The organism is Massilia sp., assembly GCF_046293535.1.
Taxonomy (GTDB): domain Bacteria; phylum Pseudomonadota; class Gammaproteobacteria; order Burkholderiales; family Burkholderiaceae_D; genus Telluria.
In genome coordinates, this window is the sequence record NZ_JBKBOV010000005.1 from 98,004 (window position 1) to 114,016 (window position 16,013).

12 protein-coding genes are annotated in these 16,013 nt (G+C 67.0%); 5 read left to right on the plus strand and 7 right to left on the minus strand.

Annotated elements, in window-relative coordinates; translation table 11 throughout:
- Positions 1-9: 9 nt before the first annotated feature.
- Complete coding sequence (locus ACK4S9_RS04625; protein ID WP_409722113.1) at positions 10-273, minus strand: hypothetical protein; 264 nt, start codon at positions 271-273, stop codon at positions 10-12.
- 260 nt (positions 274-533) lie between these two features.
- On the opposite strand from ACK4S9_RS04625, the gene ACK4S9_RS04630 reads away from it, so the two are divergent.
- Together ACK4S9_RS04630 and ACK4S9_RS04635 are read left to right on the plus strand one after the other, a co-directional pair.
- Positions 534-1,661, plus strand: coding sequence for a branched-chain amino acid ABC transporter substrate-binding protein (locus ACK4S9_RS04630; RefSeq protein WP_409722116.1), 1,128 nt, complete (start codon positions 534-536; stop codon positions 1,659-1,661).
- A gap of 11 nt (positions 1,662-1,672) precedes the next feature.
- On the plus strand, positions 1,673-1,924 hold the full coding sequence (locus ACK4S9_RS04635) for an MbcA/ParS/Xre antitoxin family protein (RefSeq protein ID WP_409722119.1): 252 nt from the start codon (positions 1,673-1,675) through the stop codon (positions 1,922-1,924).
- 105 nt (positions 1,925-2,029) lie between these two features.
- Here the strand turns inward: ACK4S9_RS04635 and ACK4S9_RS04640 are convergent, their stop codons facing one another.
- The 4 genes from ACK4S9_RS04640 to ACK4S9_RS04655 form a co-directional block, all read right to left on the minus strand.
- Positions 2,030-2,236, minus strand: coding sequence for a hypothetical protein (locus ACK4S9_RS04640; protein WP_409722123.1), 207 nt, complete (start codon positions 2,234-2,236; stop codon positions 2,030-2,032).
- Between the two features lie 86 nt (positions 2,237-2,322).
- Positions 2,323-4,044: an ATP-binding protein gene (locus ACK4S9_RS04645; protein WP_409722126.1), complete on the minus strand. Its 1,722-nt coding sequence runs from the start codon at positions 4,042-4,044 to the stop codon at positions 2,323-2,325.
- Complete coding sequence (locus ACK4S9_RS04650; RefSeq protein WP_409722129.1) at positions 4,031-5,521, minus strand: ATPase domain-containing protein; 1,491 nt, start codon at positions 5,519-5,521, stop codon at positions 4,031-4,033. Before ACK4S9_RS04650 ends, ACK4S9_RS04645 begins: the two co-directional genes overlap by 14 nt.
- Positions 5,522-5,667: 146 nt before the next feature.
- Positions 5,668-8,109: a TonB-dependent receptor plug domain-containing protein gene (locus ACK4S9_RS04655; protein ID WP_409722132.1), complete on the minus strand. Its 2,442-nt coding sequence runs from the start codon at positions 8,107-8,109 to the stop codon at positions 5,668-5,670.
- 281 nt (positions 8,110-8,390) lie between these two features.
- Between ACK4S9_RS04655 and ACK4S9_RS04660 the strand changes: the two genes are divergently transcribed.
- A complete protein-coding gene (locus ACK4S9_RS04660) occupies positions 8,391-8,978 on the plus strand; it encodes a PEP-CTERM sorting domain-containing protein (protein ID WP_409722135.1) in 588 nt (195 codons plus the stop codon).
- 100 nt (positions 8,979-9,078) lie between these two features.
- Here the strand turns inward: ACK4S9_RS04660 and ACK4S9_RS04665 are convergent, their stop codons facing one another.
- Together ACK4S9_RS04665 and ACK4S9_RS04670 are read right to left on the minus strand one after the other, a co-directional pair.
- Entirely contained in the window at positions 9,079-10,905 is a 1,827-nt protein-coding gene (locus tag ACK4S9_RS04665) for a M61 family metallopeptidase (protein ID WP_409722137.1), read from the minus strand.
- 102 nt (positions 10,906-11,007) lie between these two features.
- Complete coding sequence (locus ACK4S9_RS04670) at positions 11,008-11,811, minus strand: PhzF family phenazine biosynthesis protein (protein ID WP_409722140.1); 804 nt, start codon at positions 11,809-11,811, stop codon at positions 11,008-11,010.
- 100 nt (positions 11,812-11,911) lie between these two features.
- On the opposite strand from ACK4S9_RS04670, the gene ACK4S9_RS04675 reads away from it, so the two are divergent.
- Both ACK4S9_RS04675 and ACK4S9_RS04680 read left to right on the plus strand, forming a co-directional pair.
- Positions 11,912-15,094 (plus strand): error-prone DNA polymerase, encoded by a 3,183-nt coding sequence (locus ACK4S9_RS04675; RefSeq protein ID WP_409722143.1) that lies wholly within the window; start codon positions 11,912-11,914, stop codon positions 15,092-15,094.
- Between the two features lie 119 nt (positions 15,095-15,213).
- A complete protein-coding gene (locus ACK4S9_RS04680) occupies positions 15,214-15,957 on the plus strand; it encodes a PEP-CTERM sorting domain-containing protein (protein WP_409722146.1) in 744 nt (247 codons plus the stop codon).
- The last annotated feature ends 56 nt before the right edge of the window (positions 15,958-16,013 follow it).

The following is a 16,013-nucleotide window of genomic DNA, read 5'->3' on the forward strand; positions in this document are numbered from 1 at the left end:
GGGCCGGGCTCAGGCCTTGGGCCCGCCGTGACAGCCCAGCTTGCGGTAGCGCTTGCGCAGGCTGAGCAGGTCCAGCTGCACCGACTCCATCATCGCGACGCGCATGCGCCGCTCGGATTGCTCCGCTTCGACGATGGCCGCGCGCAGGCGGCCGCACGCCGGCTCCTGCTTCACGCGCGGGCGCGCGGCAGGACAGTGCTTGCCGGCGGCTTCACAGCGTGCGGGCTGCGGCGCCGGCTGGCCGGCGCCGGCCGGCAGCGGTACGCAGGACAACAGCAGGCTTGCCGCGAGCGAGGCGGCAGGTCGGGGGGCGAGCTTGAAAATGGTGGTCTCCGTCGTATCGGAGGGTCGCTCGGCGCTGCCGGCCCCTCTCGTTCTTGGGTGAGGCGCGCAGGATACAAGTGTTTTGCCCGCCGTATTCTATCCAATTGTCACATCGGCAATGCGGGCCTCCGGCAGGCCCGGCGCGCTGGCGGTAGAATGGCCCCTTTGCTCACCAGGGCCGCTGGCCCTGAACGGATATAGAGGAATCGATGAAGAAGCAAGCAGTCCTGTTGGCTGGCCTGGCGGCGGCCGGCCTGGCCTCGGCCCAGGAAGTCGTGCGGATCGGCCACGCGGCCGCCGTGACCGGCCCGGTGGCCTATTTTGGCAAGGACACCGAGAACGGAGCGCGCATGGCCATCGAAGCGCTCAACGCGAAGGGCGCCAGCATCGGCGGCAAGAAGGTCCGCTTCGAGCTGGTCGCCGAGGACGACGCCGGCGAGCCGAAGCAGGCCACCGCCGTGGCCCAGAAGCTGGTGGACGCGAAGATCAACGGCATGGTCGGCCACGAGACCTCGGGCACCACCATCCCGGCCTCGAAGATCTACCATGCGGCCGGCATCCCGCAGATTTCGCCTTCGTCGACCTCGCCGATGTACACCCGGCAGGGCTTCAACACCACCTTCCGCGTGGTGGCCAACGACGTGCAGTTGGGCCAGGCGCTGGGCCGCTACGCGACGGGCACCATGAAAGCCAAGCGCGTCGCCGTGGTCGACGACCGCACCGCCTACGGCCAGGGCCTGGTCACCGAATTCGCGCGCAGCCTGCAAAGCCAGGGCGGCAGCATCGTCGCCAAGGAGTTCACGAACGACAAGGCGACCGATTTTTCCGCCATCATCACCCGCATCCGCGCCACCAAGCCCGACCTGGTCTTCTTCGGCGGCATGAGCGCGACCGCCGGCCCGATGCTGCGCCAGATGAAGCAGCTCGGCATGAACGTGCGCATGATGGGCGGCGACGGCCTGTGCTCGGACGAGATCCACAAGCTCTCGGGCGGCACCATGGCGGACGGCCAGGTGGTATGCGCGGAAGCCGGCGGCGTGCAGGGCGAAGCCCGCGCCGCCATGGACAAGTTCCGCGCCGATTACAAGAAGCGCTTCGGCATCGACGTCCAGATCAACGCCCCCTACGCCTACGACGCCGTGATGACCATGGCCGAGGCGATGGCGCAGGCCGGCTCCAGCCAGCCGGCGAAGTACCTGCCGGTGCTGGCGAAAATCCAGCACAAGGGCGTGACCGGGCCGATCGCCTTCGACGCACGCGGCGACATCAAGGACGGCACCATCACGCTGTATTCGTTCAAGGGCGGCAAGCGGTCGCTGCTCTCCGTCACCAAATAAGGAGCACGGCCATGGCAGGAAGCGATCCCATCAAGCCGGACGCCTTCGCGGCGCTGCAGGCCCGTTTTGGCCAGCAGTCGCGCAAGGCGCAGGCCTATTACACGGTGATGCACGAAGTGCGCGCCATCGCCGGCGGGGACGATGCCGCCAACGCGTGGATGAACGAGGCGCAGCCTGCGCTCGGCGGCAAGACTGCCGCCGAGGCGGTGGGCGAGGGACGCGCGGAGGAAGTCCTGGCCTACGTGCGCTCGCTGAAGAAGTAAAGCCGCTTCAGAACACCCCGATAAGGAGCAGCACGATCAGCGTCAGCACGATCGAGATGGCGATGGAGCCGAGGCAGCCGAGTTTGTTCGAGAAGAATAGGAACATTAGTCCCCCGGTCCTTCGCCCGGCATCGTGTCGGCCATCAGCCGCAGCTCTTCCGGCGTCAGTTCTTCCGGCTTCTTGTTCTCGAGGCCGTCGAAATCCTGCTGCTTCGACACATCCTGCCCGGCCTGTTGCTGGCCCTGCGGCGCGGCCTGGCCGGCCACGCCTGCCTGTCCCTGCTGTTCCTGCGATTTCTGTTCGTTGCTCATGATGTGCTCCCTGGATGGCATTGCCCAAGAGGTGATGGATCCAGTGTGGCACAGAGTCGTTTTCGGCGGCGTCCGGCTCGATGCGGCTAGTGTCGCGGCGACGCTGAGCTGCGGCCGAGCGCACGCTCGACGCTGAGCGCCAGTTCGGCCAGCTGGAAGGGTTTGCGCAGCAGGATGTCGTCACCCAGGACCTGGTCGATCAGGTGCATGTCCGCATAGCCGGTGGCGATGATCATCGGTATGCCGGGGAATACCTCGCGCGCGCGCAGCATCAGTTCGGCCCCGGTAATCCCGGGCATCAGGTAGTCGGTGATGATCAGGTCCGGACGTCCGCGCCCCAGTTCGCGCAGGGCGGCCGCGCCGTCCGCGGCCTGGGTCACGGCATGCCCGAAGGCCTCGAGCGACTGCACCATCGATTCGCGCACGAAGTTGTCGTCCTCGACCACCAGGATATGGAAGCCCTGTCCGGCGGCCGCGACGGCGTCCGGCAGCGGCGCCGCGGCGGGGATCTCGGTGCCGTCCCAGGCGCGCAACCAGATTTCGACTGTCGTGCCTGCGCCGGGCTGACTCAGGATGCGCGCCGCGCCGCCCGACTGCTGGGCCATGCCGTACACCTGGCTCAGGCCCAGGCCGGTGCCCTTGCCGACGGCCTTGGTGGTGAAGAAGGGCTCGAAGACCTTGGCCGCCAGTTCCGGCGCCATGCCGGGGCCGTTGTCGGTGACGGCGATGCACACGTAGTCGCCGGACGGGAGCAGGTCATCCGGCGCTTCTGCGTTCCCCGCATGAAATCTCAGCGCGCCGCTGTCGCCCATGGCGTCGCGCGCATTGATGGTCAGGTTCAGCAGCGCCATCTCCATCTGGTTGGCGTCGGCGAACACGCGCGCGCAGCCTGCCTCGACCTCGAAGCGCAGGTCGATGCGCGACCCGACCGAGGTCGCCACCAGTTCGCGCACACCCTCGAACAGGACGCTCACCTCGGCCGGGCGCAGGTCGAGGTTCTGGTTGCGCGCGAAGGCCAGCAGCTGGCTGGTCAGCTTGCCGCCGCGCTGGCAGGCGCGGCGCGCGATCTCGGCGCGCTGCCTGGCCACCTCGTCCTTCGACAGCAGCAGGATCAGGTCCATGCTGCCCTGGACCACGTTGAGCAGGTTGTTGAAGTCGTGCGCGATGCCGCCGGTGAGACGGCCGACCGCTTCCATCTTCTGGAACTGCACCATCGCCTGCTGCACCCGCTCGCGTTCGATGACTTCGTTCATCAGGCGGTCGTTGGCCCCGGCCAGGGCGCGCGTGCGTTCCTCGATGCGCGACTCGAGCGTCTCGTTGAGCGAGAGCAGGGCCTGGCGGCTCTGCTGCAGGCTGGCGGCGTCGCGCTCGCGGTCGGCCAGCAGGTCGCGCGCCTGGTACTGGCGGCGCCGCGCGCGCAGCGCCGAACTGGCGGCGCTGCGCAAGGTCTGGGCATTGAGCGGACGCTCGAGCAGGATGATGTTGCCCAGCTCCTCCAGCCGGGTGCGGGTGCCGGCGCTCGCCAGGCCGAGCGCCTTGCCGAGCAGGATCACGAAGGGAAAGTCGGACCAGGGCTCCTGTGCCGCCAGCCAGGCGTGTAGGGGGGCGAGATCGGCCCCGTGCAGCGCTTCCTCGGCCACGATGGCCATGCCGGCGCCCTCGAAGATGGCGGCGGCCAGGCCCGCGAAGTCCGGAACCACGCCGCAGGCCGCGCCATCCTGCGCCAGGACGGCACCCATGACTTCGGCGTCGCGCCCGCGCGGCGCGAGGATCAGGATGCGCTCGTCGTGCCGGCTAGCTGGCGACATCGGGAATGTCCGACATCATCGGCGTCTGGCCGTGGTAGCTGGGCAGGCCGGTGAGGACGCCGTCGAAGCCTTCCAGCGGTTCGCCGATCCGGATGCCGTCGGCGCCCAATTGCAGCTCGTGGATGGTGAGCGCATGCTCGGCGGCGCGGCTCTTGATGACCGTGACGGCGCGGCGCAGGCGGCCGTTCGACTCGAAGAAGCGCATCAGGACCGTGCTGTCGCTCAGGTAGCTCAGGTCGACGTCGGACTTCACTTCGCCGATCATGCCGTGCTGGCCCAGCACCAGCACCGTGGTGACGCCTTGCTGGTTCAGGTAGGACAGCAGTTCGTGCATCTGCAGGATCAGGTATTGCTCGCCCGGCATCGCCTGCAGGTAGGCGTTGAGGCTGTCGATGACGATGAAGCCGACCTTGGAGAGCTCGACCGCGTCGCGCAGCATTTGCGCGAATTCGCCCGGCGACAGCTCGGCCGGGTCGATGTGGTGGATGCGCAGCTGGCCGTTGTCCACGAAGGTCCGCAATTCCATGCCAAGCGCGCGGCTGCGCGCGAAGAAGGTGCCCAGCCCTTCGTCGAACAGGTAGAACGAAGCCTGCTCGCCGCGCTCCAGGGCGCTCAGGAGGCAGCGCGTCGACAGCGTGGTCTTGCCGATGCCCGAAGGACCGACGATCAAGGTATTGGTGCCGCGTACCAGGCCGCCGCCCAGCAGGGCGTCGATGCCTTCCGAGCCGGTGGAACGCACCGCCGGCACGAAGTCGCGCAGGTGCTCGGCCGCCACCAGGCGCGGATACATGGTGATGCCGCCGGTGTCGAGCGTGTAGTCGTGATAGCCGCCGCGGAAGCGGATGCCGCGCATCTTGATGACGTTCACGCGCCGGCGCTCCTTGCCGAATTCCTTGGCGATCTGTTCCAGGCTGATGACGCCGTGCGCGATGCTGTGCAGGTGCTGGTCGGACTGGCTGGTCTTGTCGTCCAGGAGCAGGACGGTGCAGGCGCGCGCCGCGAAGAACTGCTTCAGGGCCAGGATCTGGCGCCGGTAGCGCAGCGGATTCTGCGCCAGCAGGCGCATCTCGGACAGGCTGTCGAACACCACCCGCACCGGGCGCAGCGCGTCGACCTGGTTCATCACGTTGCGGGTGGTCTCGCCCAGCTCGATTTCGGACGGGTGGAACACCGACTGCTGGGCGTTCGGATCGAGCTCGGTGTCGCCCGCCAGGTCGTAGACCGACAGCGCGCCGATGTCCCAGCCATGGCTGGCCGCCACCGCCGCCAGCTCGTCGGCGGTTTCGGACAGGGTGATGTACATGCCGCTCTCGTTCCTGGCCGCGCCGTCGAGCAGGAACTGCAGGCCGAGCGTGGTCTTGCCCGCGCCGGGCGAACCTTCGACCAGGTAGATGCGCTGCGGCATCAGGCCGCCGCCCAGGATGTCGTCGAGTCCGGCGATGCCGGTGGAAATGCGGGTGTCTGCGGCGCTGGTCATACGTGCATGGTAATGGAAGGCGGAGATGCTGGGCATTATATACACAGGCAAATCCGCCAAATTCTCATTGTTACACATGCGAACATCACGTGTAATGAAAAAGGGTCCCGGCGGGGACCCTTCGAGGCGTGGCCGCGCGCCGCGGATCAGAAACGGTGCGACAGGCGCGCGAACCAGGCCGCCCCGTTCAGGCCGAACTGCACGCTCTCGTACTTGAAGCCGTTGTCGGTCTCGTTCGGATCCTGCACGCTCGGCTTGACGTCGAAGATGTTGGTGCCGCCGACGGTGAATTTGGTCTTGTCCGTAAAGGCCCAGGTGAAGGACAGGTCGGCGGAGGTCCTCGGCTCGTAGTACTGGTTCGGCACCGGCGGGCCCGAGAAGGTGCCCAGGGTCTGCGGACCGAAGTGCACGATGCGTAGCGCCGTTTCCAGCTTGCCCAGGGTGTGGTCGAAGCCCAGCGTGGCCTTGCGGCGCGGCGCGCCCTGCTCGATGAACAGGCGCTCGCGCTCGGACAGCAGCACGTCTTCGAAGCCCTGCAGGGCGCTCGGCGCATGCACGCCGGTGACTTCGGTCTTGCTGAAGTTGAGCGCCAGGAAGGCGTTCAGCTTGCCGGCGCCCGCGTCCATGCGGTGCGACAGCGTCACGTCCAGGCCCTGGGTCTTGGTGTCGACCGAGTTGACGAAGAACTGGGCCTGGCCCACGCCCAGCTGCTGCAGGGTCGTGCCCAGCGCAGGATAGTTGTCGGCGTCGAAGCGGCCCGACAGCACGATGCGGTCGTCGATGTCGATGCGGTACAGGTCGGCCGTCAGCGAGGTGGCCTGGCCGGGAGACCAGGTCAGGCCCAGCGTAGTGCTCCTCGACTCCTCTTCCTTGAGCTGCGGGATGCCGGCGGCATTCGCCACGCGCCCGCCGTTCGGGGCCAGCACCACGTCGAGCGGCTGGCCGTTCACAAAATCGGTGAAGGTCGACGAGAAGTAGACCTGCTGCAGCGACGGCGCGCGAAAGCCGGTGCTCGCGGAACCGCGCAGCAGCAATGCCGGGTTGATCCGGTATGCGGCGGCGAGCTTGCCGGTGGTGGTGGCGCCGAAGTCCGAATAGCGCTCGTGGCGCAGCGCCGCCTGCAGCTTGAAGCCCTCGGCGAGGTCGGTCTCGAGGTCGAGGTAGGCGGCGTTCGAGTGGCGGTCGTTGTCGGTCTGGTCGCCCGGCTGGAAGCCCGGGAAGCCCTGGCTGCCGGCATTGCCGCCCACGCCCACGCCGTCCGCGTCGATCCAGGAACCCGGTTCGCCCGCCTTGATCTGGTAGTTCTCGCGGCGGTGTTCGAAGCCGAAGGCCACGTTCATGCCCTTGCCGATGCCCTCGAAGAAGCGCGAGAAGTCCAGGTTGGTGGTCGCCTGGCGGAACGAGAAGCCGCCGGCGTCGAACATGCTGGCGCTCCTGCCCGGCCCGCCGCGCAGCAGGTCGAGGTTGGCGATCGACGCGTTGAGCGTGTTCGCGATGGTATAGCGCATGCGGTTCTGGCCGAAGGTCTGCGACAGGTCGGTGTTCCATTCGCCCAGGCGGAAGCGGTAGCCGAGGGTGCCGTAGTGGTCGTTGATGTCGCCGTTGATGAAGGGGACGAAGCCGTTCGGGTACATCGCGGCCGAGTTGCGCGAAGGGATGTCCTCGGAGCCCAGGCCCTCGCGCGCCCAGGCGGCCGAGGAGGCGTCGCGGTTCTGGGCGCCGGCGGTGACGTACAGCTTGCCGTCGCCCGCCGGGAATTCGCCGTTCAGGTAGACGGTGCTGTTCTGCGACTTGGTGTCGCCGATGATGCGCGAGTTGCCTTCCTCGGCGCGGTTGGAGCGGCCGCGGTCGTAGTATTCGCCGGTGATGCCCAGCACGCCGCCGCCCATGGCCACGCCGCAGTAGGCCGAAGCCAGGTAGTTGTCGCCGTCGCCCTCGGTGTACTGGCCGAAGCCCGCGACCATCTCGCAGCCCAGGCTCTTCTTCAGTTCGATGTTGAGCACGCCGGCGATCGCGTCCGAGCCGTACTGCGCGGCGGCGCCGTCGCGCAGCACCTGCACGTTACGGATGGCCATCAGCGGGATCGCGTTCATGTCGGTGCCGGTGTTGCCGCGGTTGCGCGCGCCGAACAGGTTGACCAGTGCGGTGGTGTGGCGGCGCTTGCCGTTGACCAGCACCAGGGTCTGGTCCGAACCGAGGCCGCGCAGGGCGGCGGAGTCGATCAGGTCGGCGCCGTCGGCGCCGGTCTGGCGCGTCGAGTTGAACGAGGGCGAAACGTTGTTCAGGACCTGCGCCAGGTCGAACTGGCCTCCCTGTTCGGCCGCCTTGGTCATCGGGATGAAGTCCACCGGCACCGGCGTATCGATATCCGAGACGTTGCCGACGCGGCGCGAGCCGACGATGCTGACGCTCTGGATGCCGCCGCTACCCTTGCTGTCCTGGGCCGCCGGGGTGCCGGCGGCGACCGGGGTGGTGGAGGGCTCCTGGGCAGCGCTCTGGGCGAAGGCGGCCGGGATCAGGGTAGCGAACGCGGCGCCGCCGTACAGGGCGCGCAGGACCGACTGGGGGAGGCGTTTGAGTGTGAGCACTTGGTTACTCCGAGGGAAAATTGAATACTAAACAATCCCGTGAGAGGGCACCAAGCCGCTGTATCATTAACACAACGTTGTAAATATATAACTCTCATTTATTCCATGGGCGTGACCGGTAGCGCCAGACGGGATATGTCGGAAAAATTTACATGATGAGCTGCTGTGGTGATGTCGATTTTATAAGTTGCTGATTTGCATGCGTTTTTTCCTATTAGCACGATTAATGCTTATAGACAATTGTTAGTCTATTCACATACACATAACCAGGGAATAAAAAAATGCAGATCATTAAACACCTTGCTATCGGTATCGTCCTCGCCAGCGCCTTCACGGCTTCCGCAACGGCTGCGGTCGTCCAGACCGGCACCGGCAGCGGCACCTACGATGGCTTCCAAGCCTGGGGTCTGTACGACCTGTCGACGGTCACCTTTGCCAAAGGCACCAACCTGGTCACCGGCCTGACCTCCAGCGCCATCGCCTACGACCAGGGCTGGGGTGGTGTATCGCCGAATGAAAACCGCGTCCTCATCACGCTCTACCAGGGCAACAAGCTGCTGTGGGACACGCAGGTGGCGGGCGCCGGCCGCCATACCTACGATACCCAGTATTTCGACATCGCCAACAACACGACGGCGCTGACGGGTCTGAATAACGCACTGGCTGCGATCAAGTGGAACGACAACGCGGCCGTGACGATGCGCATGCAGGCCAACCCGCTCGGCTATGGCGGCTGGGAACTGCACGTGCGCGAGGCCACGTTCAGCGTCACGTCGGTGGCGAGCGAGGTGCCGGAACCGGCATCGCTGGCCTTGCTGGGCCTGGGCCTGGCAGGCCTGCTTAACGCCCGCCGCAGGAAGAACGCCTGAACATCCCCGGATGACAAAAGCCCGCTCGTCGCCGAGCGGGCTCTTTTTTGTTTCGTGCGGTGCCGGGTGCGGCGCAAGGGCCGCACGGCACGCTAGTGCATCAAGGCTTCCTTGCCGCCGATTCTTCCTTCGGCCACGCCACGCCGAACCAGGCGGCGCCCAGCGCCTTCTGCGCGTCGCTCGCCTTGTCCGCGGCCTTCAGCTTGGCCTTGCCCTTCGGCTGCTGCAGCGGGGTGAGCTGCTTTTCCACCAGTTCGTCGCGGCGGAACAGGTGCACCTTGAACGGTGCGGTCTTCAGCAGCGACATCTTGTCGCCGATGTCCTTGGCGGACACGCGCAGGCCGTTCACCGCCACCAGCGTATCGCCCGAGACCACACCGGCCTTCCATGCCGGGCTGTCGCGTTCGACGACGGTGACCAGCGCCGGGTCGCTGCCTTCGCGCAGGGTCCAGCCGGCCCACCATTCGGTCTTCTGCTCCTGGTCCTTCGGCACGTCGACCAGCTTCTGCAGGCCGACCTGGGCCAGCAGGGTGTCGAACGGGATCTCGGCGGTGCCGTCCACATACTGGGCCCACCAGCCGCTCCAGTCCTGGCCGCTGACGCTGCGCAGGGCCGCCAGCACGGCGGGGACGTCATAGCCGCCCTGGGCGGTCGAGTGCTTCTCGAACAGGATGCGGTGCATGTCCTCCAGCCCGCGCTTGCCGCCGGTCTGGCGGCGCAGTTCGATGTCCATCATCAGCGCCAGCAGCTGGCCCTTGGAGTAGATGTTGACCGAGGCGTTGCGCGCGCGCTCGCCGCCGACGGCGATCCACTCGTCGAAGCTGGCGTCGGCCGCGCTCTGCTGGAAGCGGCCCGGCTGGTGCAGGTAGTCGTCGATCAGCTTGGCGTAACCCTCGAGGAACTCCTCGCGCTTCTGCAGGCCGGCGCGCAGGACGATCAGCTCGTCGTAATAGGAGGTGTGGCCTTCGGCCACCCACAGCAGGCGGTTGTAGTTCTCGTTCTGGTAGTCGTAGGGAACCATCTCTTTCGGACGGTAGGCCTTGACGTTCCAGGTGTGATAGAACTCGTGCGCGGCGACGCGCAGGAAGTTCAGGTAGTCCTTGCGCGGGGCGAAGGTCCAGCGCGGCTTCTGGATGACGGTGGAGTTGGCATGCTCGGTGGCGCCGCCGACGCCGTCGGTGGCGTGGACGATGAACAGGTAGCGCTGGAACGGATACTGGTTGCCGTACATCTTCGCGGTCTCGACGACGATCTTCTTCAAGTCGGTCATCATCTGCTTGCCGTCGTGGTTGCCGCGGCCCCAGATCGCCAGTTCGATGGTACGGCCGGCCACCTTGTCGGTGTAGAACTCGTGGATGCCGGTCTCGATCGGCGCGTCGATCAGCACGTCGTAGTTCGGCGCCACGAAGCAGTGGTCGCATGCCCCGCTGTCCATGCCCGAACGCGACTTCCAGCCCTGCGGCACATCCAGCTTGACCGTGACCTTCTCCTGGCGGAAGGGCGCCGCGTAGACGAACACGCCGCTGGCGTCGAGATAGGCATGGGTGTCGTCGATGTGGCGGGTGCGCTCGCCCAGCAGGTTGGCATACAGCTCGTACTGCACCGTCACCGCGTCGCCCGGCTTGGTACGGACCTGCCAGGTGCCCTTGTCGGTCTTGGCGACCGCCAGCGGCTGGCCCTTGGCGTCGAAGGCCTTGAACAGGCGCACGCCGTTGGCGAGGTTCAGCATGTTGTAGCGGCCGGTGCGCCAGTTCGGCATCGAGACGTCGAGCGTGGTGCCGGCGGTGGCCGGGAAGGTGGCGCGCACTTCGGCCAGGTGCTGTGCCGCATCGGTAATGCGCAGCTGGTAATCGACGTCGGCGCGCGCGGTAGCGCTGGCGCCGAGCAGGATCAGGGGGAGGGCGTAGGCAAGGAAGGGTGGTTTCATGTCCGCGGTTGGTCTGGCTCTGCTTGAGCGCTAGTGGATATCCGCGGAAGTGTAGCTTAGCTCGCACCGGACGGACAGTGCATTCTCCTGTATGTACGGATCTTATCGCGAGATGCTTGTGACGACGGCGGCGGGTTCGGCGCGGCCGCCGACCAGGATCGCGCCGTCTTCCACCCGCGTCCGGATCAGGCAGGCCTGGCCGGTGGCATGTCCCTGATGCAGCACGATGCCGTGTCCGAGCAAGGCGGTGAGCGCGCCCGCCGCCACGCCGGTGGCGCTGTCTTCCAGCACCGGATCGAGATGGTTGAAGTTGCGGCCTTCGAAGCGGTCCGCATCAGGCCCGTCTCGCAGGTGGCACCAGGCGTAGATGCCGTTGATGCCGGCTTCCTTGCCCCAGGCCGTGACCGCCGCCAGGTCCGGCCGCAGGCCGTGCAGGGTGGCGGCGTCCGGCACTTCGACCAGCAGCTTTGGACTGCCCACCGAGGCGACGCGCGGCGGCGATACCGACACGAAGCCGGGCGCAGCGAGCAAGTGCTCCAGCAGGCCGGTTGCCAGCGCCGGCTGCGCCACTTCCTGCGCCTGCAGGCGAACGAAGCAGGCGCCGCCATCGCGCTGGAGTTCGAGCCGCTGGCCGCGCATCGCCGTCGTCACCGCCAGGATAGAGGCATCGGGATGGCGCGCGAACAGCACGTGCGCCACGGCCAGCGTCGCATGCAGGCAGAGCGGGCTGCGCATGTGCGGGTAATAGAAATCGACGACCTCGCCGTCGAGGAAGACGCAGGTGGTGTTGCGCGCTTGCGCCAGCGCGCGGCGTGCTTCCTCGTTCGCCTGGCCGCCCTCGATCACGAGGGCCGGGTTGCCGTCGCCGGCGTGTTCGCCAAAACAGCTCAGTGCATGAATCCGCATGCGTTTCTCCTTGTCGAGCGGCTCGTCTCGGTTATACTGTGTTTTTATACAGTATTGCCGGTTTGTCCAGCATTGTAGCTCCTTCCTTCCCCCTTTGCCGATGACCGATCCGTTCCCGCCGCCACCACAGGTTTTGCCTCCCTATGCGGAGCTATTCTGCCTGTCGAATTTCTCCTTCCTCGAAGGAGCCTCTCATGCGGAGGAACTGGTGGCGCGCGCGGTCCAACTCGATTATTTCGCGCTGGCGCTGACCGACGAATGTTCATTGGCCGGCGTGGTGCGCGCCCATGCCGAGGCGAAGAAGGCCGGCCTGCACCTGGTGATCGGCGCCCACTTCCACCTGAAGAACGCGGACGGCAGCCCGGCGCTGTCGCTGGTGCTGCTGGCCAAGAACCGCAACGGCTACGGCAACCTGTCGGAACTGATCACCCTGGGGCGCACCCGCAGCGCCAAGGGCACTTACTTCCTGACGCCGGACGACCTGGCCCGGCCTGCGCCGGAGTACGCGCACCTGAAGCACATGCCGGACTGCCTGGCGATCCTGTTGCCGCACTACCCCTCGCACGAGGCGGCGGGCGTCGACCGCCTGCACGGGCAGGCCGCCTGGATGGCGAGCACCTTCCCGGGGCGCGCCTGGCTCGGCCTGGTCCTGTTGCACCGCGCTTTTGATGAGCCGCACCGCGCGACGCTCGAAGAGGTGGGCTGGCAGCACGGCCTGCCGATCACGGCGCTCGGCCACGTGGTGATGCACGTGCGCTCCCGTAAACCCCTGCAGGACACGCTCACCGCCACCCGCCTCAAGAAGCCGGTGGCCGAATGCGGCTACGGCCTGGCCCAGAACGCCGAGCAGCACCTGCGTTCGCGCCTGCGCCTGGCCAACATCTATGGACGCGAGGCGCTGGCCGAGACGCTGCGCATCGCGCGCCTGTGCACTTTCTCGCTCGACGAACTGCGCTACGAATACCCGGACGAAGTGGTCCCTCCCGGCATGGATGCCAGCAGCTTCCTGCGCCAGGAAACCTATATCGGTGCGCACCGACGCTTCCGCGACGGCATTCCGGCCAAGGTGCAGGCCCAGATCGAGCACGAGCTGGAGCTGATCGCCGAGATGAAGTACGAACATTACTTCCTCACCGTCTACGACATCGTGCGCTTCGCGCGCTCGCAACACATCCTGTGCCAGGGGCGCGGCTCGGCCGCCAATTCCGCGGTGTGCTACTGCCTCGGCATCACCGAGGTCGACCCGGCGCGCGCCAGCCTGCTGTTCGAGCGCTTCATCTCCAAGGAGCGCAACGAGCCGCCCGACATCGACGTCGACTTCGAGCACCAGCGCCGCGAAGAAGTCATCCAGTACATCTATTCGAAATACGGGCGCGAGCGGGCGGCGCTGGCGGCGGTGGTGATCAGCTACCGTCCCAAGAGCGCGCTGCGCGACAGCGGGCGCGCGCTCGGCATCGACCTGGCCATCGTCGAGAAGGTGGCCAAGACCCACCACTGGTTCGACAGCCGCGCCGATTTGCTCGGGCGCCTGGCCGAGGCGGGACTGGACCCGGAGTCGCGCCTGGCGCAGCAGTGGGCGACGCTTGCCGACAAACTGCTGAACTTCCCGCGCCACCTGTCGCAGCACCCGGGCGGCTTCGTCATCGCGCGCGGCAAGCTGTCGCGCCTGGTGCCGATCGAGAACGCCACCATGCTTGACCGCAGCGTCATCCAGTGGGACAAGAACGACCTCGAAGAACTCGGCCTGATGAAGGTCGACGTGCTGGCGCTGGGCATGCTGTCGATGATGCGCCGCGGCCTGGAACTGGTGGGCCAGCGCTACGGCAACCTGTTCGAGATGCAGGACATCCCGGCCGACGACAAGGCCACCTACGACATGATCTGCGCGGCCGACACCGTGGGCGTGTTCCAGATCGAGTCGCGCGCCCAGATGAGCATGCTGCCGCGCATGCGCCCGCGCCGCTTCTACGACCTGGTGATCGAGGTGGCCGTGGTGCGTCCCGGCCCGATCCAGGGCGGCATGGTGCATCCTTATTTGCGGCGCCGGCAGGGCCTGGAGCCGATCCATTATCCGAGCCCCGAGATGAAAGTGGCGCTGGAGCGCACCCTGGGCGTGCCGATCTTCCAGGAGCAGGTGATGCAGGTGGCGATCCTCGGCGCCGGCTTCACGCCGGGGGAAGCGGACCAGCTGCGGCGCGCGATGGCGGCCTGGAAGCGCAAGGGCGGATTGGAGAAATACTACGACCGCATCGTGCGCGGCATGCTGGAGCGCGGCTACACGCTGGAGTTCGCGGAGGCGATCTTCAGCCAGATCCAGGGCTTCGGCGAATACGGCTTTCCCGAATCGCACGCGGCCAGCTTCGCGCTGCTGGCCTATGCCAGTTCCTGGCTCAAGTGCCACGAGCCGGCGGCGTTTCTCTGCGCGCTGCTCAACAGCCAGCCGATGGGTTTCTACAGCCCCTCGCAGCTGGTGCAGGATGCGCGCCGCCACGGCATCGAGGTGCGCCCTTGCGACGTCACCATCAGCGGCTGGGACTCGACCCTGGAAGAGTTCGACCCGGTCGACCGGTCGCGCCAGCCGGCGGTGCGCCTGGGCTTGTCGCTGCAGCGCGGGCTGAAGCAGGAAGTGGCCCTGCGTATCGAGATGGCGCGCGCGGTGCGTCCTTTCGAGAGCGTGGCCGACCTGGCGCGCCGCGCCCAGCTCGACCGGGGCGATTTGCAGGTGCTGGCCGGGGCCAATGCGCTGCGCTCGCTGGCCGGGAACCGGCGCGAGGCCCTGTGGCAGGCGGTGGGGGCAGTGCCCGACCGCGACCTGCTGCGCCCGACCACGCCGCAGGAGGAGCTGCCGCGGCTGGAGGCGCCGACCGAAGCCGACGAGATCGTGGGCGACTACCGCGCCCAGGGCCTCACCCTGGGCCGCCATCCGCTGGCGCTGCTGCGCGAAGCGCTGCTGGCCAAGCGCTTCGTGCCGGCCTCGCTTCTCGCCGACTATGCCGATGGCCAGCTGGCGCGCGCCTGCGGCCTGGTGACGGTGCGCCAGCGCCCCGGGACGGCCAAGGGCGTGCTGTTCATGACGCTCGAGGACGAGACCGGGAACATCAACGTGATCGTCTGGCCCACCCTGGTGGAGCAGCAACGGCGCGAGGTGCTCAATGCGCCGCTGCTCGGGGTATATGGGGTCTGGCAGAAGCAGGGGGAAGTGCGGCACCTGGTGGCCAAGCGGCTGGTGGACATGTCGCACCTGCTGGGCAAGCTGCGCGCGCCGAGCCGGGATTTTTGCTGAAGGCCCGTACGCTCGCTTACTGCCGAGTCGTTTTGCCGCCACAGCCAGGCCCATACGTGTGGGCCATCGGCGGCGTTTGGTGCTAGCTTCTCCGGCACAACCCGGCAAGCGGAGGTCGCATGAAACCGATCGTCAAGGCCCTGGCAACAGTCAGTGTTTGCGCCATCCTGTCTTCACCTTTGCAGGCAGGTGCCCAACAGATTACCTGGTCGATGAGCGGTATCGTCGACCAGGGCAGGGACGACCTGAACCTGTTCTTCGGTAGCCCAGGCGAGGTCGTATTCCTCAGCGGCCAAGCCTATACCATGTCGCTCACGGTCGATGCGGCGGATTTCGATTACATCCATTCGACGTCCAGGTTCACCGATTACTCGGGCGCCAGCGTCGGTTTGCAGGGCACGCTGACGATGAACGGGAAGACGCTCACGTGGACGACGCCAGCTTCGTCTTCTACCGTCTACCTGGAACTCGCGCCCGAGCTCTATTCCCCGGGCAACCGCCAAGCCATGAGCATGCGAACGGCAGCCCCCCGCGAGCCCGGTACCGGCGAGCGCAGCATCGTCGCCCGGCATGAAGCGGTCACCTTCGACTGGCCGCTGCTGGCAAGCACGAACCTGGAGCAGGAGATCAGCTTCCCCGAATTCATGCGCGGTGCGGTGTCCGCATCGCACTTCGAGGCCACCGGTATGGGGGCGGTGCCGGACCTGACGACCTGGTTCGTGGGGAGGACGACGAGTGCGGCCTGGACGGTGAGTGCGGTGCCGGAACCCGGGCAGGTCGGCATGCTGGCCGCCGGCCTGCTTGCCCTGAGCCTGGCGCGCCGCCGGCTCGCTGGCCGCTGCCGGCGACGGGCGCTCGCCTGACCGGCCCGGCATTGCCGCGCATGTGACAATGCGCGCATCTTCGACGCGCAGGTTTT